This window comes from Paenibacillus sp. Y951 (assembly GCF_056786395.1).
Window position 1 is genome coordinate 209,400 of record NZ_JBXCIY010000006.1, and the last position, 21,973, is coordinate 231,372.

22 protein-coding genes and 3 pseudogenes are annotated in these 21,973 nt (G+C 37.2%); 11 read left to right on the top strand and 14 right to left on the bottom strand.

Going from position 1 to position 21,973, the window contains the following annotated elements:
• The first annotated feature begins 121 nt into the window (after window positions 1–121).
• The gene (locus AC1TPB_RS11170; RefSeq protein WP_482076548.1) at window positions 122–496 is read left to right on the top strand and encodes a hypothetical protein; all 375 of its coding nucleotides are present in this window, start codon (window positions 122–124) and stop codon (window positions 494–496) included.
• Between the two features lie 58 nt (window positions 497–554).
• Entirely contained in the window at window positions 555–1,562 is a 1,008-nt protein-coding gene (locus tag AC1TPB_RS11175; RefSeq protein ID WP_482076549.1) for a type II TA system antitoxin MqsA family protein, read from the top strand.
• 79 nt (window positions 1,563–1,641) lie between these two features.
• Here the strand turns inward: AC1TPB_RS11175 and AC1TPB_RS11180 are convergent, their stop codons facing one another.
• Together AC1TPB_RS11180 and AC1TPB_RS11185 are read right to left on the bottom strand one after the other, a co-directional pair.
• Window positions 1,642–3,039: a histidine kinase dimerization/phospho-acceptor domain-containing protein gene (locus tag AC1TPB_RS11180; protein ID WP_482076550.1), complete on the bottom strand. Its 1,398-nt coding sequence runs from the start codon at window positions 3,037–3,039 to the stop codon at window positions 1,642–1,644.
• Complete coding sequence (locus AC1TPB_RS11185; RefSeq protein WP_482076551.1) at window positions 3,036–3,704, bottom strand: response regulator transcription factor; 669 nt, start codon at window positions 3,702–3,704, stop codon at window positions 3,036–3,038. The genes AC1TPB_RS11180 and AC1TPB_RS11185 overlap by 4 nt, the downstream gene beginning before the upstream one ends.
• 322 nt (window positions 3,705–4,026) lie before the next feature.
• On the opposite strand from AC1TPB_RS11185, the gene AC1TPB_RS11190 reads away from it, so the two are divergent.
• Window positions 4,027–4,245 carry a PspC domain-containing protein gene (locus AC1TPB_RS11190; protein ID WP_482076552.1) on the top strand — a complete coding sequence of 73 codons (219 nt, stop codon included), beginning with the start codon at window positions 4,027–4,029 and terminating at the stop codon, window positions 4,243–4,245.
• 29 nt (window positions 4,246–4,274) lie between these two features.
• Window positions 4,275–4,928, top strand: coding sequence for a PspA/IM30 family protein (locus AC1TPB_RS11195; protein WP_482076553.1), 654 nt, complete (start codon window positions 4,275–4,277; stop codon window positions 4,926–4,928).
• A 153-nt stretch (window positions 4,929–5,081) separates the two neighbouring features.
• Here the strand turns inward: AC1TPB_RS11195 and AC1TPB_RS11200 are convergent, their stop codons facing one another.
• The gene (locus AC1TPB_RS11200) at window positions 5,082–5,471 is read right to left on the bottom strand and encodes a hypothetical protein (protein ID WP_482064721.1); all 390 of its coding nucleotides are present in this window, start codon (window positions 5,469–5,471) and stop codon (window positions 5,082–5,084) included.
• A 198-nt stretch (window positions 5,472–5,669) separates the two neighbouring features.
• Between AC1TPB_RS11200 and AC1TPB_RS11205 the strand changes: the two genes are divergently transcribed.
• Window positions 5,670–6,569 (top strand): AraC family transcriptional regulator, encoded by a 900-nt coding sequence (locus tag AC1TPB_RS11205; RefSeq protein ID WP_482076554.1) that lies wholly within the window; start codon window positions 5,670–5,672, stop codon window positions 6,567–6,569.
• A 41-nt stretch (window positions 6,570–6,610) separates the two neighbouring features.
• Here AC1TPB_RS11205 and AC1TPB_RS11210 read toward each other — a convergent pair whose 3' ends face one another.
• Window positions 6,611–6,814 carry a hypothetical protein gene (locus AC1TPB_RS11210; protein ID WP_482064719.1) on the bottom strand — a complete coding sequence of 68 codons (204 nt, stop codon included), beginning with the start codon at window positions 6,812–6,814 and terminating at the stop codon, window positions 6,611–6,613.
• A gap of 292 nt (window positions 6,815–7,106) precedes the next feature.
• Between AC1TPB_RS11210 and AC1TPB_RS11215 the strand changes: the two genes are divergently transcribed.
• Window positions 7,107–7,379: an integrase core domain-containing protein gene (locus AC1TPB_RS11215; protein WP_482076602.1), complete on the top strand. Its 273-nt coding sequence runs from the start codon at window positions 7,107–7,109 to the stop codon at window positions 7,377–7,379.
• Between the two features lie 260 nt (window positions 7,380–7,639).
• Here AC1TPB_RS11215 and AC1TPB_RS11220 read toward each other — a convergent pair whose 3' ends face one another.
• The 3 genes from AC1TPB_RS11220 to AC1TPB_RS11230 all read right to left on the bottom strand — a co-directional run bounded on the left by AC1TPB_RS11220 (window position 7,640) and on the right by AC1TPB_RS11230 (window position 11,122).
• Window positions 7,640–9,325 carry a methyl-accepting chemotaxis protein gene (locus AC1TPB_RS11220; RefSeq protein ID WP_482076555.1) on the bottom strand — a complete coding sequence of 562 codons (1,686 nt, stop codon included), beginning with the start codon at window positions 9,323–9,325 and terminating at the stop codon, window positions 7,640–7,642.
• A 466-nt stretch (window positions 9,326–9,791) separates the two neighbouring features.
• Entirely contained in the window at window positions 9,792–10,478 is a 687-nt protein-coding gene (locus AC1TPB_RS11225) for a YjjG family noncanonical pyrimidine nucleotidase (RefSeq protein WP_482076556.1), read from the bottom strand.
• Window positions 10,479–10,564: 86 nt separating this feature from the next.
• Window positions 10,565–11,122 (bottom strand): TetR/AcrR family transcriptional regulator, encoded by a 558-nt coding sequence (locus tag AC1TPB_RS11230; protein ID WP_482076557.1) that lies wholly within the window; start codon window positions 11,120–11,122, stop codon window positions 10,565–10,567.
• Between the two features lie 217 nt (window positions 11,123–11,339).
• On the opposite strand from AC1TPB_RS11230, the gene AC1TPB_RS11235 reads away from it, so the two are divergent.
• On the top strand, window positions 11,340–12,098 hold the full coding sequence (locus AC1TPB_RS11235) for an SDR family oxidoreductase (RefSeq protein ID WP_482064684.1): 759 nt from the start codon (window positions 11,340–11,342) through the stop codon (window positions 12,096–12,098).
• 165 nt (window positions 12,099–12,263) lie between these two features.
• Here the strand turns inward: AC1TPB_RS11235 and AC1TPB_RS11240 are convergent.
• Window positions 12,264–12,459: pseudogene (locus AC1TPB_RS11240) on the bottom strand (RbsD/FucU domain-containing protein).
• Between the two features lie 6 nt (window positions 12,460–12,465).
• On the opposite strand from AC1TPB_RS11240, the pseudogene AC1TPB_RS11245 reads away from it, so the two are divergent.
• The 3 genes and pseudogenes from AC1TPB_RS11245 to AC1TPB_RS11255 all read left to right on the top strand — a co-directional run.
• Window positions 12,466–12,573, top strand: a pseudogene (locus tag AC1TPB_RS11245) (histidine kinase); the annotation flags it as partial.
• Between the two features lie 51 nt (window positions 12,574–12,624).
• Window positions 12,625–12,741, top strand: a pseudogene (locus AC1TPB_RS11250) (hypothetical protein); the annotation flags it as partial.
• A gap of 224 nt (window positions 12,742–12,965) precedes the next feature.
• Window positions 12,966–13,436, top strand: coding sequence for a hypothetical protein (locus AC1TPB_RS11255; RefSeq protein WP_482076558.1), 471 nt, complete (start codon window positions 12,966–12,968; stop codon window positions 13,434–13,436).
• A gap of 3 nt (window positions 13,437–13,439) precedes the next feature.
• On the opposite strand, the gene AC1TPB_RS11260 is transcribed toward AC1TPB_RS11255, so the two are convergent.
• From AC1TPB_RS11260 to AC1TPB_RS11270, 3 genes are all read right to left on the bottom strand, one after another.
• On the bottom strand, window positions 13,440–15,872 hold the full coding sequence (locus tag AC1TPB_RS11260) for an ABC transporter permease (protein WP_482076559.1): 2,433 nt from the start codon (window positions 15,870–15,872) through the stop codon (window positions 13,440–13,442).
• The gene (locus AC1TPB_RS11265) at window positions 15,869–16,630 is read right to left on the bottom strand and encodes an ABC transporter ATP-binding protein (protein ID WP_482076560.1); all 762 of its coding nucleotides are present in this window, start codon (window positions 16,628–16,630) and stop codon (window positions 15,869–15,871) included. The genes AC1TPB_RS11260 and AC1TPB_RS11265 overlap by 4 nt, the downstream gene beginning before the upstream one ends.
• A 393-nt stretch (window positions 16,631–17,023) precedes the next feature.
• Complete coding sequence (locus AC1TPB_RS11270; protein WP_482076561.1) at window positions 17,024–17,698, bottom strand: stalk domain-containing protein; 675 nt, start codon at window positions 17,696–17,698, stop codon at window positions 17,024–17,026.
• 511 nt (window positions 17,699–18,209) lie between these two features.
• On the opposite strand from AC1TPB_RS11270, the gene AC1TPB_RS11275 reads away from it, so the two are divergent.
• Window positions 18,210–18,956 carry an EcsC family protein gene (locus AC1TPB_RS11275; protein ID WP_482076562.1) on the top strand — a complete coding sequence of 249 codons (747 nt, stop codon included), beginning with the start codon at window positions 18,210–18,212 and terminating at the stop codon, window positions 18,954–18,956.
• Between the two features lie 133 nt (window positions 18,957–19,089).
• Here the strand turns inward: AC1TPB_RS11275 and deoD are convergent, their stop codons facing one another.
• From deoD to AC1TPB_RS11290, 3 genes are read right to left on the bottom strand one after another with little or no spacing between them, the layout of a single operon-like run.
• Window positions 19,090–19,800 (bottom strand): purine-nucleoside phosphorylase, encoded by a 711-nt coding sequence (deoD, locus tag AC1TPB_RS11280; RefSeq protein ID WP_482076563.1) that lies wholly within the window; start codon window positions 19,798–19,800, stop codon window positions 19,090–19,092.
• A 45-nt stretch (window positions 19,801–19,845) separates the two neighbouring features.
• Window positions 19,846–21,210 carry a purine-cytosine permease family protein gene (locus AC1TPB_RS11285; protein ID WP_482076564.1) on the bottom strand — a complete coding sequence of 455 codons (1,365 nt, stop codon included), beginning with the start codon at window positions 21,208–21,210 and terminating at the stop codon, window positions 19,846–19,848.
• Between the two features lie 24 nt (window positions 21,211–21,234).
• A complete protein-coding gene (locus tag AC1TPB_RS11290) occupies window positions 21,235–21,972 on the bottom strand; it encodes a GntR family transcriptional regulator (RefSeq protein ID WP_482076565.1) in 738 nt (245 codons plus the stop codon).
• Window position 21,973: the final 1 nt, after the last annotated feature.

Below are 21,973 nucleotides of genomic sequence, written 5' to 3' on the forward strand. Positions count from 1 at the left end.
TCTTTATTAGCAACAAAAAGTAATCAATTGATTACTTTTTGTTGCATTTTTGATAACTTATGAATAGAATATAGTTAAAGTAATGTATGTTTACTAAGTAGATAGGAAAGGATGTTTTTAGATGCCTACAAAATATGACGTTGAATCATTTCTAACTGAAGCTAGAACATATTTGAATAATAATAAAACTGACTTTATAAAAGGGCATCAAGAAAAACAAACATTAAGTAATCTAGGTATATCAATTCGAGATGCATTAGCATTGATATCCGAACTAACATATGAAAATTACTATCGTGGTCCTAGTCCAGATCATAGAAATTCATCTCAGTTAATTTGGGAGTTTGGTATTGAAGATTTTTTCGAGGAAGAAACTTACCCAAATAGTAGCCTATACCTTAAATTAACAATTCGACATACTAATAATGATTTGCTAATGATGTCTTTCCATCCTGCTGAAAGAGCTATGAATTATCCATATCGTACTAATATTTAGTCAGGTACAAAGGAAAGGTAAACCTTTCCTTTGTAATAAATCTAAAGGAGTGTTTTTTATGCCTAAAACATTATTCTGTCCAAAATGTGACTCTACAGCAAAATATTATTTAAGTGATGATGATTTTCATTACACCGTCAAAAATGAAATTTTTCAAATTCACGGTACTCGTGCCTTCTGTGAAATTCATAATGAGGAATTATTTCATCTAGAACTTGATACTGAAAATCAAGAGAAAGCGTTTGATTTATATCGAAACAAACACAATATTGTCTCCCCATCCAAAATAAAAGAAATACGAAATAAGTATAATCTTAATCAAAAAGATTTTTCTCGTTTACTTGGTTTTGGAGAGATTACAATCTCGAGATATGAAAGAGGTTCTTTACCTACCAAAACACAAAGTGATGTAATAATTGCTAGTGATAATTCTGATAAAATGATGGATTTGTTAAATCAAAATAGAGATAAAATTGATTATGACAAAGCTAATGAACTAGAAGAACTATTAAGACAAAATTTACATGATGTTAAATATGAAACACAAATAATTGAAAAAATTCACAATATGTTTAATTCCACTGTAGATATTTATTCTGGTTTTAAGCACCTTGATTATAAGAAACTAATTGGTATGGTCGTGTTCTTTGCACAACGAGAGAAACCTTATATAACTAAATTAAATAAATTATTATTTTACTCTGATTTTTACTATTTTTCAAAATTTGGAAGGTCAATAAGCGGATCAAAGTATTGTAGAGATTATTATGGGCCTGTTCCTAATAAGTTTCAAACTTTATTCGATCAAATAGATGAAATTGATACAATTGAAACTGATTATGGGAATAAGGCTGAGGCAAAAATCAATACAGATATTTCTCATTTTTTCACAGAAGATGAATATAAAATATTACTTTTTGTACACGATAAATTCAAAAACTTTACTTCCGCTCAAATAAAAGACTTTTCTCATGAAGAAAAATGTTGGTTAGAAATATCCAATAAAAATTTAATCCCCTATAATTACGCAAAAGATTTGAATCAAGAAAGAACATTAAATTTATAATTTTAGCTACAGTTAAGAGCCTATTATGAAAATAGGCTCTTAACATCCTTATCTCCTTTACTTATAATACGGTTTCTCCTCACTTCCTCTTCTCTGCTTGCGAAATTCCGTCGTTTGAACTACCTCTACGAATTTCTATCGTCAATCCCTGCTCTTCGGAATCCATAGACCATGACAAATTCATGCCGTTAACCATCATATCTACGATAGAGAGACCAATCCCCGCTCCGCTTTCATTCGATGGATTATTCATACCACCGCCATGATCGACGATAATAATCGCATCATAGCCATGTTCAGATTGAACCTTTAACCCAATATATCGTCCACTACTCGCATGTCGTAGTACATTTTGAAATAGATTATCCATAATTCTACCTAACCAGATCGGGTCAGCCTTCCACACAAATTCCTGCATTCCGTCAAGTGAAACATCTATCTCGAAACCTGCTTTCTCAAAGGACGCATACCAAGTAGCTATATGCTCCCGCAAAAAGCGTATCATATGAACATCCTGCATCTCTAACCGATATTTATGACTCATTAACAGTGTATAAGACATTAAGTTCTCGATTAACGAATCGATCTGTTCTACAGAACGTTGCAAGGAATGTACCGCTTGTTTACTTTCAACTGGCAAATCCAGCTTCGTTAACGAATAGGCATTTGACTGAATTTTTGTTAACGGTGTTCTTAGATCATGCGATAAATTAGCAATAAGCTCCTGACGAATTCGTTCTTCTTCCTGCTCGCGAAGCTTACTTTCATTCAGTTCCATTACCATATGATTAAAAGCATTCTCCAATTGACCAATCTCATCTGATCGACTAATTGATATTGGAATAGGGAGACCATCACCATTGCGGTTATTCATCGCCTTCTGTAAATACAATAGCCGTTTGCGAATGCTTCTGAAAAATAGATAAGAGATGACAATAAAGAGCATAATGATGATGACCACACCTATCATGAGCCATTGTCCGTACTGATCATATATTTTCCTTAAAGGCGGATCGAATGCCGAACGAGGAATTTCAAGCACAGCAAATCCACGCGTAGCATCATCATTGACAAGCGCAACGACTGTAAACGGTTCACCACCATAACGCTCTTTCATAAAGGAAACAGTATATGAGCTCGTCCAATAGGTAGGCACATCCCAAGTGAGCTGCCAGCTGCTAGCTAAATTGCCCTGCCCATCTACCCAAAACATTGAACTTTCTGGATAAGCGATAGACCATTGTGTGAATAGCCTATTCATCGCTTCGCTATCAATCTTTGTAAGCCCATTAATATCTTTATGCCAACTACTTTCTATTTGTGGATAGTTAGCCATATTAGAGTTAGAATTCTCCATTCGATTCTGTATCGTTGTCATAAGGACTGCACTCAACAAATATGCAAATTGAACAATGACGATTGCTGAAATAATAAGCAGCATATATTTTGCTTGTAGCGAGCCAAATAGTTTTCTCATTGCTTCACCCGATATCCGATACCGCGAATCGTTTCAATAATAGTTGGACTCGATGGATCAACTTCAATTTTTTCTCTTAAGTAACGAATATGTACCATTAATGTTTTGTCACCCTCAATATAAGTTTCTCCCCATACTTGTTCATATAACTGGTTTTTGGATAAAATTTGATTGAGATGACGAATAAAACATTGGAATAAGAAAAACTGCTTACCCGTCAATTGAATTTCTTCGTTCGTCAACGTATTCGTAATGCTTATATCCTTCGTATTAATTTGTAAATGCTGAATGAGAAGTATCTGCTCCTGCTTCTGAAAACGGCGTAGCAATACCTCAATTCGCGCTATCAATTCATCCAAATGAAATGGCTTCGTAATATAATCATCCGCGAAGCTGAGTCCCTCGATCTTATCCTCCATCGCCGTTCTAGCCGACAGCATTAGAATAGGCAGCGAATCGCTAGCTTTCTTCAATCTTTTCCCGATCGAAAAGCCGTCCAACCCTGGTAGCATTACATCAAGTATAACGAGATCGACCTGATCCACATGGCTCTCCGCACCTTCACCCGATTGTAGCCAAGTTACCTCATAGCCACGATCGACTAATTGCTGTGATACTAAGCTACCAATCTCTTGTTCATCCTCTATGTATAATATATGGGTCATTACGCTGCTCCTTTATAGTAGTTCTATGTGGATTAATCATACCATAGCATTCTGCTGATCCATTCGATAATTTAGCTGTAATCTGTACTCCTATTGGTGGTATTTGTAAGATATACCGATTATAATTCATATTCCCCATTTCTTCGATATTCCCTTCGGTATCAAAATACTATATTCAGGATGCTGAGCAAAATCCCCGCCTCTCGTCGTGGTATCTCCCAATCCAAAGACCAGTAGTACAAATAGACTTAGGAACGTTACTAACATTTGCCATCCCATATACAATTACATTATAAGCAAGGACACGAAAGGATGATCGACAATGAAAAAATTATATCGCTCAACAACGGATAGCAAGCTGACAGGTTTATGTGGAGGTATCGCTGAATGGTTCGGTATTGATCCGACTATCGTACGTGTATTAGTTGTTATTGCTGCATTGTGCAGCTTTGGTACTGTAGCTCTATGTTACTTTGTGGCAGCACTGATCGTACCGAAAGCGCCTTACAGCAATAATCAATTTACAAACTATCATTACTAATACAGAGCACACTAAAGGAGATTTGGACAATGGGAATTTTACAACGAATAGTACAGCTGACGAAAGCCACAACGAATGAATGGTTAGATAAATTAGAAAACCCTGAAACGATGATGAATCACTATTTGAGAGATTTGGATGAGAAAATTGCAGTAGCAGAGCGCGGAGTGCTCCAGCAGCAAGTTGAAGAACGAATGTTGCTAGGCAAGCATGATGAGCTAAGCAGCTACGCTGCCATGTATGAGAAAAAGGCAGTGCAGGCCGCAGCCGAAGCACGTGAAGTTGAAGCGCGTGCAGCGCTCGAAGCCAAACTACAGTATCAGGAGCAAGCTGATGAAACAGTACCTCTCATTAAACTTGCGAGAGAAGCAGCACTTGATCTGGAATTGCATATTGAAGCATTAAATGAAGAAAAGGTAAAGCTGCAAGCAAAGCGTACCGAGCTAATTACCCGCGTGCGCCAGACGCATGATAAATCATCATATAATCTGCAAGACAGCCCGTCTGTCAAAGGCTTTGAGCGAATCGAGCGAAAAGTGATGGAATGGGAGGCACAGCACGAGCTAAGAAGTATACTCCCCAATGAATACAATCGATCTAGTACCGAAGCTATTGATACGAAACAGCAGCAACGGAATGCTTTAGTAGAAGAGCAGTTGCAGCAGCTTATGCAGAAAAAGTAAAAACACATTATCACCATCAGTTGTTCTATTTCAAAACTATGTTATAAAAATGCTTTAGTTCAGATTAATATTGAAAAATCCGCTCCGTGCACCATTGCACAAGAAGCGGATTTTTTTTGAGTTTTGTGGTTTCAGTGCTACTACATTATAAAATCACTTTTCATTTACTCCAGTTATGAGGGTCAACATTTCCTCTTTACCATCCATATGTATCATTACGTGTATGGTTTCATTTTCATCATAGTTATTCGTTGAACTTGAACTTCTTATTCTATCTCCTAATAAATTAATATCAGCTTTAATATTTACATGTTGACTCGTAATTTCATAAGTCATTAGACTATCTTTAGGTTTACTCTTTCCAACATAGATAAATTGCCAAACTACATCAAAATATTTATTATTAGGTGATTTGCTAATAGTATACGTTGCTAGCCAGTTCTCACTCTCACCTTTGTAAACGATTCGATTATTCTTAGATGAACAACCTACCATTAATATAGATAAAATAACGAGTAGTAATATAGATTGCTTTAATTTCATAATGTTCACTGCTTTCTTAATGTTATAGAAAATAAAAAACAAAGATTCCCATTGCAATTATTCGATGCTATAGCCATATTCCCTTCAATGTTATAATAATTAGAGTAAGTATTACGACTATAACAACTTAGTTGTGCACAATTAGTTGCGAAACGATGCTTTTACTTCTTTATAATTTCTTTAAGAGGAGGGGATCAGATGGATTGGCTTACACGAATGAATCGGGCAATGGATTATATCGAGATGAATTTATGTGGAGAGATTGAACTAACCGAAGTAGCTCATAAAGCTTGCTGTTCTTCGCATGAGTTCCAAAGAATGTTTTCATTCATTACCAATGTAACGCTTGCGGAATATATTCGGCGTAGACGACTTACTCTAGCTGCACTTGAATTCCAAAACAGCGACGATAGTAAAGTAATCGATATAGCTATGAAATATGGCTATGAATCGCCCGTATCTTTCGCGCGAGCATTTCAATTAGTGCATGGCGTTACACCTGCAAAGGCTCGCCAAGATGGGATTGCGCTCAAAGCTTATCCTCGGCTCTCCTTCCTTATTACAATTAAAGGAGCAGAAGCGATGAATTATCGGATCGAGACAAAGGAGTCTTTTCAAGTGTTTGGCATGGAAAGAGTGTTTCAAACCAATGGAGATAGCGAAGCAATAGATACGCCTGCGCAGTTCTGGGGGCAAAGTCATGCAAATGGTGAAGTTGAGAGACTTGCTGCCAATTCAGGTGACTTACCTGCTTTTGTAAGTCAGGATTCATATAAGGTACATGCCGTCTGTAGCTATAGAAAAACTGAAGATAACACTTTCCCGTATATGCTTTGTGCATTTAATAATTCGTCTAGTAACACAGAAGGATATACTACCGTTACGATTCCCTCTCATACTTGGGCGATATTCCCTTCCGATCCATTCACATGGGATACATTTGATACCGCCATCGAGACGTTATACCGACGATTCTACTCAGAATGGCTACCAACGGCAGGCTATGAACAAGTTGATGGCATGGAGTTTGAAATCTATGGTGGCAAAGATGAGCTTAACTATGTCGAACTATGGTTCGCTGTAAGAAAAATCGATTAATTGGTAGAATAAGCACCCTCGCAATCGATGCGTGAGTGCTTTTATTTTGATTCTATTAAATTATTTGCCTCTGATTCCGTAATCAATTCATATTCGTTAAAATTTCCATTGAAGATGCTATCGTACGCAGTGGTTATGGCCCATTCTCCATTAATAAAGATCTCAATTATTCCATTTTCGAGGCGAATAACCGCAAATGGATCGACCTTCGAGCGATTATATTTAGTTATCGCATAATATTGCATGTCCAACTTCCTTTCCGGGGCTTTTCAAATACCAGTTTTACTACTCTCTAAAATTACATTGGTCTAAAACCGTAGCCTTGCTCGTTATCCCCTGTGTTAGGCTAGTTGTCATAGACCTCTTAAACTAGTAAAGTTAGCATAGAAGTTTTATAGTAGAAAGTTAGTTGCCTGGGAGATTTGGTTGGAAAAACCCGCTGAACATGCAAGTGTACTTGTCAGACGAGGCATCTTATCTGAACAGCGCATGCGGTCAACACAGCCACTTGTTTTACACTCAAACAATGGGAGTCCTATGAAAGGCTCATCTTTATTAGAAACGCTTTATCAGTTAGGGATCACACCATCGCGAAGCCGTCCAAGGGTCAGTAATGACAATCCTTATGCGAAGTCTATCTTTAGAACCTGTAAGTATCGTCCGAACTATCCAGCCAAGGGATTCATGGCATTAACCGAAGCCAGAACGTGGGTATTATCCTTCGTATGTTGGTATAATCAAGAGCACAGACACAGTGGTCTTAATTTCCTGACCCCAAATCAACAAGAGGAACTTGAAACTTATAATTAATAATACCATCGCTAGATGGAACGCGGAATGATGGGAAACTATCACGTTCCGTGCGAAGTAGGGGAAGAGCTGGAGAAAATCTTAAAATTAAATTTAGGAGAGATAAAATTAAATTTAAACAAAAAGCATTCTGCTTACATTTTTTTTATTATACATTTTAATTTAATTGGCTCCCTACAATTTCTATATATAGATTTATCACTATCAATGAAAAGACTTCCCTTCGATTTTACATTGAAGAGAAGTCTTTTCACAAAAAATTATACTTTAAACCGATGTACCATCTCATTTAGCGCATCCGAAACCTTCGTTAATGATTGCCCATTTGTTTGGATTTCTTCCATCGATGCGAGCTGCTCTTCAGTTGCAGCAGCTATTTCATGAGTACTTTCAGAATTTTTCTTGAACAATAAGGAAACTCTATCGTATTTATGTGTCACCATTGTGAAATCATCCGTTATTTTCTCTGAAGAAGTAGCTATTTCTTGTACTTTTCCAAATACACGTGCAATCGAATGTATTATTTCTTTAAATTGCACAGATGTTTCTGAGGTTAACTGCGCACCGGTTTCAACATTTATTTTAACAGTTTCAATAGTTTTAACAGTTTCATTTGTTGTCTCTTGGATATGCGTAATCAGTTTTCGAATTTCATTAACAGAGCTACTTGATTGCTCAGAAAGTTTACGAACCTCTTCTGCAACAACAGCAAATCCTTTCCCATGTATTCCAGCTCTAGCAGCTTCAATAGCTGCATTTAAAGCAAGTAAATTAGTTTGATCCGCGATATCATTAATGATTTTTGTAATTTCTCCTATTTTTAGAGCATCTTCTGCTAGAGAATTAATATTTTTATCTGTTTCTCCTACCGATTGTTGAATAACATCCATAAAAGAAACTATGTTTCCTACTGATTTCTCTCCATTATCAGCTTGAATACTAACGCCCATTGCTTCCTCCGTAACCTCAGCTGTATATAATGTCATTTTTTGCAATCTTTGTAGAGATTGCTCTATGGCTATAGAACTTTCATTTACAACAGATGATTGTTCATTCATACTAATAGAAACATCCTGTACATTCTCTGCTATTTGAATTGATGTAAGTTTTGACTCCTCTGCACTAGCAGAGAATTCCTCCGAAGAGGCAGCCGCTTGAGAAGATGAAATACTAATCTGTGTAATCATTTCTCTTAAAGAAAATAGAAATTGGTTAAACGAAGTAGCAACTTCACCTAACTCATCATTGTTTTTCACCTGTATAGTTTGAGTTAAATCACCGTTGCCATTAGCAACAGCATTCATTTGTTCTTTCAACTGGCGCAAAGGTACTAAGATTGCTCTGAGAAGAATTAGAACTAAAATCAGTCCAATAATAGTTGAACCTAATGAAACGGCTAGCAAAATAAATTGGTTTTGTTCAGATTGAGACGCTAAACTTGTACTTATTTCTACAGTTTTGTTATCTAGCTGCTCAATAAAACTATCAAATGAGGGATCCAGAACTTCCTTGCGAATTCTACGTTCTTCTCCAAAGTGAATTTTTTCTGCCTCTGCTGAGTTAATTACAATATTTTGCATTACTAACTGGCTTTGAGTCCAAAATTCTTCATAATTTCCTTTTATCGCTTCAATCACTTGTCGTTCTGAAGAGTTACTTGATAACTCAGATAGTTTATCTAATTGTTTATAAACGTCTGCTGACTTCTCTTTAATTTGATTAGCATATGTTTGATCACTAGTTAATAGCAATGCTCTTTCGTCATTCGAAAGTCCAGCTAATCGATATTGAATCTGTTTAGAAACTTTTTGCATCTCCGTTAAATTATTTAACTCTGCATTATTCTTTAGATTTTCAGATAATAACCAGGTTGAAAATCCTCCAATTCCAATAAGCGACACTATTAGAATTAAAGTAACAAGAATAAGTCTTGTTTTAATACGCATAATATTCCTCCATACATTCACTGTTAAAATTCCCTAATGTAATATTATAACAGGTTATTCAAATAAATAGATCACTATATACAAGAAAAAAATCTTGTAAAAGCATTCTTACAGAAAGAGGAGCTAAATTATACTACATAATTGATAGTATAATTAATCGTTTTATCATCCCAAAAGAAATGTTTACATATATAATTTCTCTTCTGACGGTTTTATTATCAAAATCAAGTCAGTTATTACATTGGAAGCAATCTGTGACATATCAGTTGATTTAGCTTTGAATGGTATAAGCGTGTTTATTTTCTACGGACAAGGGCTTTATGAGGAAGATTTAGTTATATCGAGGCATTCTTGAGAACGATTGGACAAGATAGAATGCTAATCATATAACAGCAAATAAACCGAATGAGATGCGGAATTCAATTCCCGCTCCCCATTCGGTTCCCTTAAATACTTTCCTGTCTACTTAACCTTCATTAATCTCCAAAAGCTCCATCAACTCACGAATTTTATATGTCGGCTTAATTGCTAGATTGTTTTCCTTGCCATTCGGATTGAACCAACAAGTATCGATTCCGTAATTAATCCCACCCTGAATATCAGAGGTTAAAGAATCACCCACGATTAATACGCTAGATTTATCTGTAATCTGTAGCTTGGAAAATGCATAATCGAAAATCCCTATATCAGGCTTCTGATATCCCGCTTCTTCAGAAGTAATAATCTGCTCAAATGTATGAATAAGAGGCGAATTTGCAATTCGTGATCGCTGCACAGCTGTGAATCCATTCGTTATAACGACTAGGCGACAAGCGGCTAATTGGGTGCATAACTCTTCTGCTCCCTCTATAAGATGGGATTCTTTACCCAAGTTTTCAAGATAAGCATCGCTGAACCTATGTGCATCAATGGCAAGTTTATTGGCTAAGAAGAGCCTGCTAAATCTCTCTACTCCCAATTCTGTTGTCGTAATAAGTCCTTGTTCTAGCTCTCTCCATAATATGCTACTAATCTCTTTGTAGTCTGCTTCATAATCCGCCAATCCCGTAGGCAAGCCAAACTGGGTAAATGTGTTATGTAGTGCATTTGTCTGCGATATACTAAAGTCGAATAGTGTATCATCAGCGTCGAACATAATAACTTCGTATTTCATAGCTACCTCCAATATTAATATCTTTATGTTAACTTACGAAATATCCCGAAAATCGTTCGACTCAGAATCATTACGTATCCCAAATTCTAAACCTTAAAATTAACAATATTAACTAACTGCACATTCATTTCATCAACAGACTCTTGGAAATCACGACGATACCACTCTATAATGAGTCCAATAAATGCATTGGCAGTATAGGAATAGAAATAATCATTGACCGCTCCTCGAATTTTCGTATTTTTATCGGATATAAAATTTGAACGAATCTCATCAAATAACATGTAATAATACTTAGTCGACACACCTTGAGATAGTACAATTCTGTAAAATTGCTCGTATTTTTTCACATGATGAAATATACCTACAGTCTTGGGATCTAGCTTCTCTACGTCTAGAACAGTTATATGTCGATAAGGTTCATTATAAGAATTTTTCAAATCTAACATAATTTCTTCGAATAATTCTTTTAAAACATCTCCTATTTCTTTATAATGAAAATAAAATGTGCCTCGATTAATGCTTGCTTCTTTACAAAGCTCGGTTACTTTAATTTGTGCTAACGTTTTATTTTTCAGTAAATTTAGTAATGCTTGATGTATATTACTTTTTGTTTTTACAACGCGCAAATCATTTTTATTCAAATATTACCTCTCCTTTATTAAACATTTTTGATGATATTGTTGGATATCATACAATCTGAGGACGTTTTGTATATTGAACGCGCTTACTTAAGTATACTATAATTTTATTATACAGATGTACAATAACATAAACTACATTTAGTTTATGCTTTCGAAATAACTTTTTGTTACTAAGAAGTATTTCAGGAAGCTACAAAAAATTTAGGAGGTTTCTTATATGAGATTACAAGACAAAGTAGCTATCGTAACAGGTGCAGCATCAGGTATGGGTAAAGCTATCGCAGAGCTTTACGCCAAAGAAGGAGCTAAAGTAGTTGTATCTGACTATAATTTTGAAGGTGCAAAGGCAGTAGCTGAAGCAATTAATGCTAATGGCGGCGCGGCAATTGCTAACCAAGCGAATGTTGCTGAATTAGCAGACTTAGAGCGTATGTTTGCTGAAACACAAGAAGCATTTGGCAAGCTAGATATTTTGGTCAACAACGCCGGTATTATGGATGGTATGGAACCCGTTGGCGAAATTAGTGATGAGAAATGGGATCGCGTATTTGCTGTAAATACGACTGGTGTTATGCGTGCAATGCGTATCGCTACGAATATTTTCTTAGAGCAAGGACATGGCGTTATCGTAAATAACATTTCTGCAGGTGGCTTACGTGGTGCTCGTGCAGGTGCAGCATATACGGCATCAAAACATGCTGTATCTGGTTTAACAAAAAATACCGCTTATATGTATGCTAACTCTGGCATCCGTTGTAACGGTATTGCTCCAGGTGGCGTAGCGACAAATATTCAATCTTCTATGACTGGTGTCTCGCAATTTGGTGCAGGTCGCCAAATGACTGGTAATGGTACAATGCCACGCGTTGGTCAGCCAGATGAAATTGCACAACTTGCGCTTTTCCTTGGCTCTGATGAGTCAAGCTTCGTAAATGGACAGGTTATCGCAGCAGATGCAGGCTGGACTGCCTACTAATAGGGGTAGTTCAAAACATTCACTTGTGATCACGATGTAATGCGCTGTAGCGAAGACGAATAGAATTAAGTAAATACAAAACAAGCCTCGAAATTATTTTCGAGGCTTGTTTTTACTTACTCATTATACATATAAAAATTCTCGTTATATGAGCGACAATTAACATTAAGAAGTTATAACACCTTTTTTCAGAATGATATTGGCATATAACGCACTTTCCCCAGTTGCAATAATGGCGTAAGCTTTTTGCGCTCTCTCGTAGCGCTGGTATACCGTGACCATCACACCGAATAAGACGTTGTGCATGGCTAGCAGCAGGGAAATTACCGTCTGCCAACACAATCTCGTCGCTATGTCCCATTTCCCAACCGTACAAGATGCAGTGATATTATTTTCTCTGGAAAACGTTGAAAGTCTTATTGTCACCGACCAACGGGGATCACTTGCTGGTATGGTCTCGCGCAAAGATTTGCTCTGACTCCACTCAGCATTTACTTATCTCACAAAGGATTTAAAACGGCAGCAGCTTATACATATTCGCGAGGCAAGATTACAATCGTTGGGGCTTCTTTCTGGAGCGTTATATACTCAGAGATCTAAAGTTGAGCTTGAATTGAATTATGCCAAGCAATTTATGGACTAGGTAGGATGCCCTATCATCGACGTGACGAATCGTGCAATTGAAGAAACAGCCGGAATCATACTTGAATCTATGCAATAGTAATAGTTATATAATGAAGAAGCTAGAGATCTCTAGCTTCTTCATTTCATATTACAAACAGATCCTTCATATAAATTGTCCAATTCGTCGTCCATATGCTACCCTTAATAGCAAGACATATGGAAACTAGAGGTGACAGAACTAACATGAAATCCAAACGAGCAATGATTGAACGGAGAAATACCGAGCGTCGGAGACTCCGGGAACAGAAAAAGAACCCGCCCAGTCTATTCTCCAAGTTATTCGACCGGATATTGTCATTCGGGCAGGTGTTGTTTATTATTTCCCTTTTCGTTGCTGTCCTCTCTCCTTTGTTGATAGACCCGCTCCCTGGGGCGAGAGAAAGAGACGCAGACCTCATTCCTTTTACCGCTGAACGGATTGCTACCTTTTTGCTTTTTGGCATTCTCGTCATCGGCAGCATCGTTGGAACAGTGCTTCTCTTTAAGAAGACGAATGACCACCACAACGCTCGTAAGAAGCCAGACGGAGCACGACTGAAGATCATGAAAGCCGCTTTACTTCTGTTCTTTGCCCTTGTTTTTATATTTTCAGCAATCATCTGCTGGGCCCAACTGAAGGCTCTTGCTGAGGTATCCCGGTTAATATTATCTTGATCCTTATTTACCATCCATCGTTATTTCCTGCGGTACGCTTTTCTTCGTTAAATTCCGACCTACTATAATAAAGGTTATCACACTTAACAGCAGCATACTTACACTCGTTAGTCCAACAACTGGTATATTAAAGGTAATGATCGTTGGATCAAGCAGGAGAACTAACACAATGAGAATGACACCAATGACACAACCAACGATAATACCTACACAAATATATAAAATAACTTGCGTCAGTATCATATGAGTAATCCCTTTAGGGGGAACTCCCATGGCACGCAGCACGGCAAACTCTTTACGTTTGGATAATATATTATTCATTAAAGCATTAAGCACTCCAACCATAGTAGAACCCACTAAAACGATAAGTACGACAATAAAAATAGCCCAGCGTTGGAAGAACATTTCCTCCGATTGCGCTAATTCTTCCGACAAAGCTGTAGCTTGCAGCTCCGGATACTTCGAGCGCAATAACGCTATATCCGCCAATGCTTGAGTCTCATCATTCGTATCAATGTACATCCTCTCTAGGGTTAAATATCCATTAAGTGGGCTTGACCACGCAATAAGCGCATTCGGTACTTGCCCTAATTCATCACTTATTTTCCCGATTCGATAGGTTTCCATCGGCAATACATCCTGTTCCTCTTCATCAAAATAACCAATGGTCACAGCATCGCCGACTTGAATATTATGCTTACTAGCCAAGTCCTGCGCTATAACGAGTTCGTCTTGTTGTACACCTTCCACCAAAGATGATGTAGCTGCTGAAAGTGAAAGCTGAATATCATCATTGCCCTTCATAATGTATTTCAAATCTGCAATACCATTAAAATAAACATTACGAATAGAATCGAATTGCAGTAATTCTTCCTTTAACTGCTGAGGATCTATTTGAGAAGTTAAAGCTAGACGATTATATAGTATAATTGGAGCTTCATAATATTCATGCAAAAAATGATTATTATTAGCATTTAATGTACTTAACAGCGTTGAGCCAAACATAGCAATAATCATTATTAACGAGATAGAAGTGATGGAAAACGTATTTTTCTTCACTTGAGGCAACATATTTTTAATAGCCAAGTAAACGTGTTGACCAAGCTTCCGATCTATTAGCTTGAAAATTATAGTTAGTAGCTTTGCAATAACATAAGGTAGTAACATGAAGCTGCCAATAAAGACTAGCAAAATACCAGCAAATACGAGAATATAAGCGGCTTCATTTTCTATCGCAAACACATAACCAAAAATATACAAAGTGAAACCTAAAATAGTTAACACTTTACCTTTACGGCTATTCCCCTTTTTATGTTTGAAATCCAACCGTTCATTGTCCTCGGTAATCTTTAACGGTAATATTTTCGTACTACGATATGCTGGAATGAGCATAAACAACTGAAATACGATAAAACAGGCAATAGTCATCACTATCATCGGATAATTGGACATTTTATCAGTTACCGGCGGTAACTGAAAAGCTTCTTCTGCCATTTGGAATAAATAATTCATTCCAAAAAACGATAAAAGTGCGCCCACGCCTACACCAATGATGTTCATCACTATACTTTGAAACAATATAATCGAGCTTACTTGCTTAGTTGTAGCCCCAATTGATCGTAAAATTGCGATTTGATTTCTTAATTTATAAAGAATGATTTCAAAGTTTGATATAATAAGTAACGATGTAACGACAGCAATTAACACGGACAATATAATAATGTAAATGTGCAACGTTCGCATATTCATTACAACGACTTCATTTTCTTCCTGCAAATCAATCCTAAGCTCAGCATCAATTTGCTTTAATTGATCAACAACAAGTAACGGATCGGTACCTTCCACAAGCTTAAGCATGAGACCTTTCGCTTGCTCTTCACTTTTCATAAATGGCTTCAAATGGCTGGGATGAACAATAGCAATACTTACATCGTTAACACTATCTTCTAGCAGTTCAGAGACATGTAGCGTAATCCCTGCAATGCTAAGTTCATCACCTACGGATACCTTCAAAAACTGTGCCAACTCTTGATTGAGAATAATAGTAGACGGTGTTATCTCTGAGTTGAATTTGTAGGTGCTTTTCGTAAGCTCATTACTCATGGTACCGACGGTAAATTCTTTCATATTCACTTTATCGAAATGGAGAAATGTATGTAACACTTGGGCAGATTGTTCGATTTCAGGGAGAGCTAGAATTTGATCAATTTTGTCCTTTGTTAACACATATGGTTGCCCTGGAGCATAGGAAACCAGTATATCGGCTTCTCCAAACATCTCTTTAAATGATTGCTTCATCGCAGCTTGAGCATTAATAGAGTACATGAGCATCGTCAAAATTAGCATAGTTGAAATAACAATACTAATAATAGAAGTCGCAATCAGCAAGCGATTAGCTTGAAATAAACGTAGCGCAATTCCTCTTAATGACTTCATCTCTTATCACTGCCTTCTGTCATCGCCTTAAAGATGTTAAGGATATTGACTAAGTCCTGTTCACCATGGCAATGATACTCGTCCCAAATTTCACCGTCATGAAAAAATAATACGCGATCAGCATAAGTCGCTACCGCAGGATCATGTGTTACTAATAATATCGTTTGCTGCAATTGATCCCGCATGGTTATAAAGACATCAAGTATTTCTTTTGACGTATTGTAATCCAGATTACCTGTTGGCTCATCCGCTAATAAAATAGGAGGGTTCGCAATAATGGCACGCCCAATGGCCACCCGCTGTTGTTGACCACCAGATAATTGAACTGGTCGATGACGACGCCACTCTGTTAAACCAAGTAGGCGCAAAACTTCATCTAATCTAGCTTGAATCGTTTTCTCTGATTCCCCTTGTAAAATAAGTGGGACAGCAATATTATCTTCTGCCGATAAATCTTTTAATAAATTATAAGATTGAAAAACAAAGCCTATATTTTTCCGACGATATAACGAGGCTGCGGGCTCTTCGAATATATGATGATTCGCTTCACCATTTAATAGAATCGTACCAGATGTTGGTTTATCTAAAGCACTTAATATATTGAGCAGCGTACTTTTTCCAGACCCACTCGTGCCCATAATGACAACAAACTCACCTTTTTCTAACTTAAACGAAACATCCTTTAATGCGTGTACAAGATGACCTTGTCCTTCATACGTTTTCATTAATTCTACAACTTCCAATATCGTTTCCCCCATGTTTACACCCCATCTATCCGTATTGATAAGCATCGTGTTTTTCTTGACCGTTTAATTGATAACTTTGGTGCCATTAGCTTACCACAAATATGCATTTAATTGCATTAATTGTAATAAAATGATTATATTTTTCGACCTGCAAGGATGATGATGACTTCACTATTGTGACATCGCTACTTTTCCCAACGGAAAAAACGCAAGGCACATATGACGCAAACGATCGAAAAACCTGCAAGTACAACCCATTCTGTTCCAAACGCTGTAAGTGATTCACCACTCCAAACACCTGAAGTTAATAACGTAATTTAGCAATAGAAAAAGCCAAGAAATATCCGAAATTTCCTAGATATTTCTTGGCTTTTTGGTTAATTAAGAAGGTGCTGATCTTATAAATTATTTAAAGTAAGAGGTTGTAAGTGGAATGAACACCGCACCATCCGACTTGGCATCGCCTGTCACATATATCGATTTAACGCCGCCGATATCTACTTCTATTGTTACAAGACCATCACTAACCTTTATCACATCGACCTGCTTCAAAATAGTATTTTTATCAGTATCCTTGATTGTAAGCTCCTCTATGTCTTCACCTACCGCTGCGATCTGGAGATAAAGCTTCTGATACTCTTTATTCGGATCAAGTGTAAATCCGCTGCCTCGATTCCCGCTAGCATTGTCAAAGTAAGCCTCTTTGTAATCTTTGTCCTTATAGACAGTTTGAGCAGGATCCTTCGTATGATACATAGAATTAAAGCCTTTAGCAATCGAAATGCCGTCAACTTTCTCTCCGAAAACAATCGTTCCTGTTGCTTGATCGTAATCAACAGCTACACCAAGTGCATCCGCTATCGCACGAGCTGGTACATAATTTGCGTTATTATACAAAATTGGAACGATAGCATTACCTTTAACATCTCTTAGCTGAACAGGTGTGCCATCTACTTTCACCTTCACATCTGGATTCAGATAGGCCTTAATATCCTGCAGCTTGGTTGCAGCATATGCGCCTGTACCCATACTAGCCAACATAGCAACACTGATCACTGCAGCAAATACTTTCTTCTTCAATTTCCTCACGCTCCCGGCAGGTAATTTTAGTTATAAACTCCAACAATATACTATACAAAAACTGTATTGAATACAAGCGTAGTTTGAACTAATTCCCTATGTCGTTTGAACTAATAGCGTCAGATTATATGATCTTGAGAATGGACTCTTTTACAATGAAAGATATTAATTTCTCACAGAAATTTTTTCTTGTCGAATCTTAAAGAATAACGTTTTATATCCTCCCACTATAAGTAGAGTGATATAGCTCATTAACGAATTCTTAGTCGGAGAAACTCCACTATACATTTATCCCTATGGCGCTAGCCGACTTGTTTGATGCAGACCTCATATTGGATAAAGAAGCGCGACCAGCGAAATATTGGAAGTAGCATTATCGGACCGTAAACTATCAACCTATGTGAATGCGATGCTGGACTTTAGTCGAGGCTCGTTACCTGCCCACAGTCTGTTCCAAAATACGGAAAAATTCGTTATAATATAGCAAAGTCTTTTGGAGGAGCCACTGATCATGAATTACGAACATAAAGTACAGAGGGAAGTTGCCGACTGGGAGCAACAAATGTTCAAACCGCCGGGATGGCTGGAAAAAACATCGAAAACAATCGGCAATCGAATTAATCATTTGATTCCCCCGAAGGTGCACAGCATCATTACGACCACCATACGATCGATCGTGCGTACGGCACTGTTCGGAGCGGAATATACACCTAGACGTCCCGTGCATCGTAATTTGGAATTGGAGTCTGCAGATCAAGAAGCAAAAGAGTTGTTTGCCCTGTACCAAAAAATTGCAGTTGCCGAAGGCGCAGGAACGGGAGCAGGCGGTATTATGTTTAGCATGGTAGACTTTCCAGCTTTAATTGCGATCAAGATGAAATTTTTGTTCGAGCTGGCGCATGTTTACGGTTATGATACCAAACATTTCTCGGAGCGTGTATTCATTCTTAAAGTATTTCAAATGACTTTTTCGGGACCGGAAAACCGTGTTAGGTTGTTGGATTCCATCAAGCATTGGCATATCGAAAAGGAACAATGGCTCTCTGACGCTGAATATTCCCGTAATATGGACTGGGAAACATTTCAGATCGAGTATCGCGACGCCATTGATTTCCGAAAAATACTGCAGATGGTGCCTGGAATCGGCGCTATCGCAGGTGCATGGGCGAATTATACCATTCTTGAGGAACTACGCGAATTCGCCATGAACGCTTACCGTCTGCGAAGATTACACGATGATTTCGAAGTTCTGGGGTAATCATTTCTCTGCCGCCATATATCTCCACAAATTCATTTACAATAAAAACAGGATAAACTATAAAAAAGACTGTAGCCAAACTCAAATTCGAGTTTGGCTACAGTCTGAACCTTACTTCAACTATAGCAGTAAATTATTCATTAATTAGAGTCTCTAGCGCTACAATAATCATGTCATTAAATGTTGTTTGACGTTCTTCCGATGTTGTTTCTTCACCTGTAATAACATGGTCGCTCACTGTCATAATACTTAAAACATCGATGTTGTATTTTGCTCCAAGTATATAAAGAGCTGATGTCTCCATATCTACACCTAACACACCGTAATCTGCTAACTTATGGATCATGGATTCATCATCCTCATAGAATGAATCCCCAGTGTACACATTACCTACATGAACCTTCAAATCATCATTTTTTTGCGATAAACGATAAGCTCTCTCAAGAAGAGTAAAGCTTGCGTTTGGTGCATAATTAATTTGTGGGAAAATGAGATTTTGCATATTAGAATCATTTGTAGCTGCCATTGCCATAACAACGTCGCGGATTTTCACTTCACGCTTCATGGCTCCGATTGTACCGATGCGAATAATATTTTTCACACCATAATCTTTAATAAGTTCAGTAGCATAAATACTCATGGAAGGAACACCCATTCCAGATGATTGAATAGAAACCTTATGCCCTTTATAGGTTCCCGTATATCCATACATTCCGCGAACCGTATTATGACACTCGGCACCCTCTAAAAAAGTGTCTGCAATATACTTAGCACGAAGTGGATCTCCTGGCATCAATACATTTTCCGATAATTGACCTTCTGTTGCATTTAAATGAATACTCATAATAATTCTAACCTCCAAATAATTAATATAATATTCCTATTGTATTTACTGTTGCTTCTTCAATTTTGTTGATGAATAAATCCAGGCTAACACTAAACCAACTGCAAATGTTAGTATTACTCCTAGACTGTTACCTTCGAAAATCCCTTTCGCAAACGGGGCAGGGAATATTGGATTTGTTGTAAATAGAAGTCCCACGATAACACTCACAAACCAGATCGTTACATTCCCTTTATCGACAGAAATATTGTTATCACCTGAAATGATATCAGGGTCATATCCTTGCTTTTTGCGAAGGATAACGTAATCGGCCACGAATATAGATGTCCAAGCTGCCAAGCCAATTCCGACAACTCCTAAAAACATTTGGAACGAACCTAAGAAGTCGCCATTGATGAACAACACATAACTCGGAAGCAATACCATGATTACACCATGGAAAATAATCGATGTCCGCTCTGATATTTTTATATTTGTAGCTTCCAAAGCATTTCGTCCAGATCGAAGTGAAATAACTGCCGGTGGAATGATTCCGCCCAGCGCTGTAATAAAGTATGGAATAACCATCCATTTAGGCATTTGCAGAGCTAATGCCGCGATTGGATCCGCTGAACTAACTAGCTCTGGATTCGTTGCATTCATTAAAATACCCAAAAACATAATAACAAATAGTGGCGCTGCTGATGCCACCGTTGTTGTCCATAAAATCGATTTATTCGAAGATTGGGGACTTTGGTAACTAGAGTAATCACTCGCAACCATAGCCCAACTAAGCGCAGAACCAGCAATGATGATAGATATAGCAGGTAATACGCCGCCAATCCAAGATCCATTTGGCATATTCACAAGCGCTGACCAGTCTGTTTGTGGAACTAATATCACCAATACAACTACCGTTAGTCCACCAAAAATATAGGTGAATATCGTTTGCACTTTTACAAGTGTTTCTTGCTTTACAAGAGATAATGCCATAATTACAATCGCAAGAGCGATTAACCCAATGATTTGTGTTATCGTTGTTACTTCAAATCCAATCGAAGTAACAATGGCATTAATAGAGAAAATACCAGTAGGAACATTACCGACACTCAACCAACCAATTAAACAAATCCATGCGAGTACTGCTGGAATCAAGTTTCCTTTTGAGCCAAAAGGTGCTCGGGATAACACAAACGTCGGTGCTTTTCCTAGCTTACCAGGTAAACTAAGATATCCAATAAGTATAAACGATGCTGCCCCAAAAAATGCAGCTATGACGGATTGAATAAAGCTAAGACCATAACTTACAACAATCCCTCCGTACACCAACCCCATTATACCTATATTTAATGAAAACCATATCCAAAACAATTGTTTAGGTTGTCCAACTCTTTCACTTTCTGGAATTAAATCAGGATGCTTTTCACTCATACTCTTCGCCTTCTTTCTCTTTTATTATTTATAAATATTTAATTTTATTTCCGCAAACTGCTGAGGCACGTAGAATTTATTAAACAGTATTGGATAAGACTCATTACTGTAAATACTTTCCGTTAGTAAAAAACAATTATTTCGACCAAATAAGCTATCTTTTCGATTAATTATATTAACAGTATTGGTATACTTTATTTCAATTTCTCCATGAATCGCATTCACATACGCTTGGTTCTCTGTAAAATCCAGAAGTAGCTCCTTATTATCTAAGTCCAACGATAACTCTTCTACCATTTCCATCGATATAAAAGTAAAAGCATAGCCTACTAACTCGTCCTCTTTATAATAAAAACGCTCTATAGCTACTACACAAGATGAATCATTTTTTAATACTTGTTTCGTGTATTCTGTTCCCGTGTCCATATAATATTGTATATCGATTCGATCAAATGTACTTATATGGCACTTATGCATCGGGTTGCTTAATTTTTCTAATTGAACAGCATCTTGTTTTTTGAAAAAGGAATCACTCAAAAAGTTTCCTTTCCCGTGTATATTTCTTACTATTCCATCATCTTGCAAAAGTGCTAAAGCTTGTCTTAAAGTTGAACGACTAACCCCTAGTCTTTTTGCTAAATCCGGTTCTGAAGGAAGCCTGTTTTCAACAGAATATTCCCCTTTTATAATTTGCAGAAGAAGTTCGTCGTATACGTTTACATAACGGGGTCTTTTCAATTTATTTGATATATTGTTATTCATA

Bases quoted from the DNA above. Each gene is read 5' to 3' on its own strand.
- AC1TPB_RS11220 (WP_482076555.1), bottom strand. From the start codon at position 9,325: ATGCGTATTAAAACAAGACTTATTCTTGTTACTTTAATTCTAATAGTG.
- AC1TPB_RS11205 (WP_482076554.1), top strand. From the start codon at position 5,670: ATGGATTGGCTTACACGAATGAATCGGGCAATGGATTATATCGAGATG.
- AC1TPB_RS11290 (WP_482076565.1), bottom strand. From the start codon at position 21,972: ATGAATAACAATATATCAAATAAATTGAAAAGACCCCGTTATGTAAAC.
- AC1TPB_RS11215 (WP_482076602.1), top strand. From the start codon at position 7,107: ATGAAAGGCTCATCTTTATTAGAAACGCTTTATCAGTTAGGGATCACA.
- AC1TPB_RS11170 (WP_482076548.1), top strand. From the start codon at position 122: ATGCCTACAAAATATGACGTTGAATCATTTCTAACTGAAGCTAGAACA.
- deoD (WP_482076563.1), bottom strand. From the start codon at position 19,800: ATGAGTATTCATTTAAATGCAACAGAAGGTCAATTATCGGAAAATGTA.
- AC1TPB_RS11235 (WP_482064684.1), top strand. From the start codon at position 11,340: ATGAGATTACAAGACAAAGTAGCTATCGTAACAGGTGCAGCATCAGGT.
- AC1TPB_RS11195 (WP_482076553.1), top strand. From the start codon at position 4,275: ATGGGAATTTTACAACGAATAGTACAGCTGACGAAAGCCACAACGAAT.
- AC1TPB_RS11225 (WP_482076556.1), bottom strand. From the start codon at position 10,478: ATGAAATACGAAGTTATTATGTTCGACGCTGATGATACACTATTCGAC.
- AC1TPB_RS11265 (WP_482076560.1), bottom strand. From the start codon at position 16,630: ATGGGGGAAACGATATTGGAAGTTGTAGAATTAATGAAAACGTATGAA.
- AC1TPB_RS11275 (WP_482076562.1), top strand. From the start codon at position 18,210: ATGAATTACGAACATAAAGTACAGAGGGAAGTTGCCGACTGGGAGCAA.
- AC1TPB_RS11175 (WP_482076549.1), top strand. From the start codon at position 555: ATGCCTAAAACATTATTCTGTCCAAAATGTGACTCTACAGCAAAATAT.
- AC1TPB_RS11180 (WP_482076550.1), bottom strand. From the start codon at position 3,039: ATGAGAAAACTATTTGGCTCGCTACAAGCAAAATATATGCTGCTTATT.
- AC1TPB_RS11200 (WP_482064721.1), bottom strand. From the start codon at position 5,471: ATGAAATTAAAGCAATCTATATTACTACTCGTTATTTTATCTATATTA.
- AC1TPB_RS11255 (WP_482076558.1), top strand. From the start codon at position 12,966: ATGAAATCCAAACGAGCAATGATTGAACGGAGAAATACCGAGCGTCGG.
- AC1TPB_RS11185 (WP_482076551.1), bottom strand. From the start codon at position 3,704: ATGACCCATATATTATACATAGAGGATGAACAAGAGATTGGTAGCTTA.
- AC1TPB_RS11190 (WP_482076552.1), top strand. From the start codon at position 4,027: ATGAAAAAATTATATCGCTCAACAACGGATAGCAAGCTGACAGGTTTA.
- AC1TPB_RS11285 (WP_482076564.1), bottom strand. From the start codon at position 21,210: ATGAGTGAAAAGCATCCTGATTTAATTCCAGAAAGTGAAAGAGTTGGA.
- AC1TPB_RS11260 (WP_482076559.1), bottom strand. From the start codon at position 15,872: ATGAAGTCATTAAGAGGAATTGCGCTACGTTTATTTCAAGCTAATCGC.
- AC1TPB_RS11210 (WP_482064719.1), bottom strand. From the start codon at position 6,814: ATGCAATATTATGCGATAACTAAATATAATCGCTCGAAGGTCGATCCA.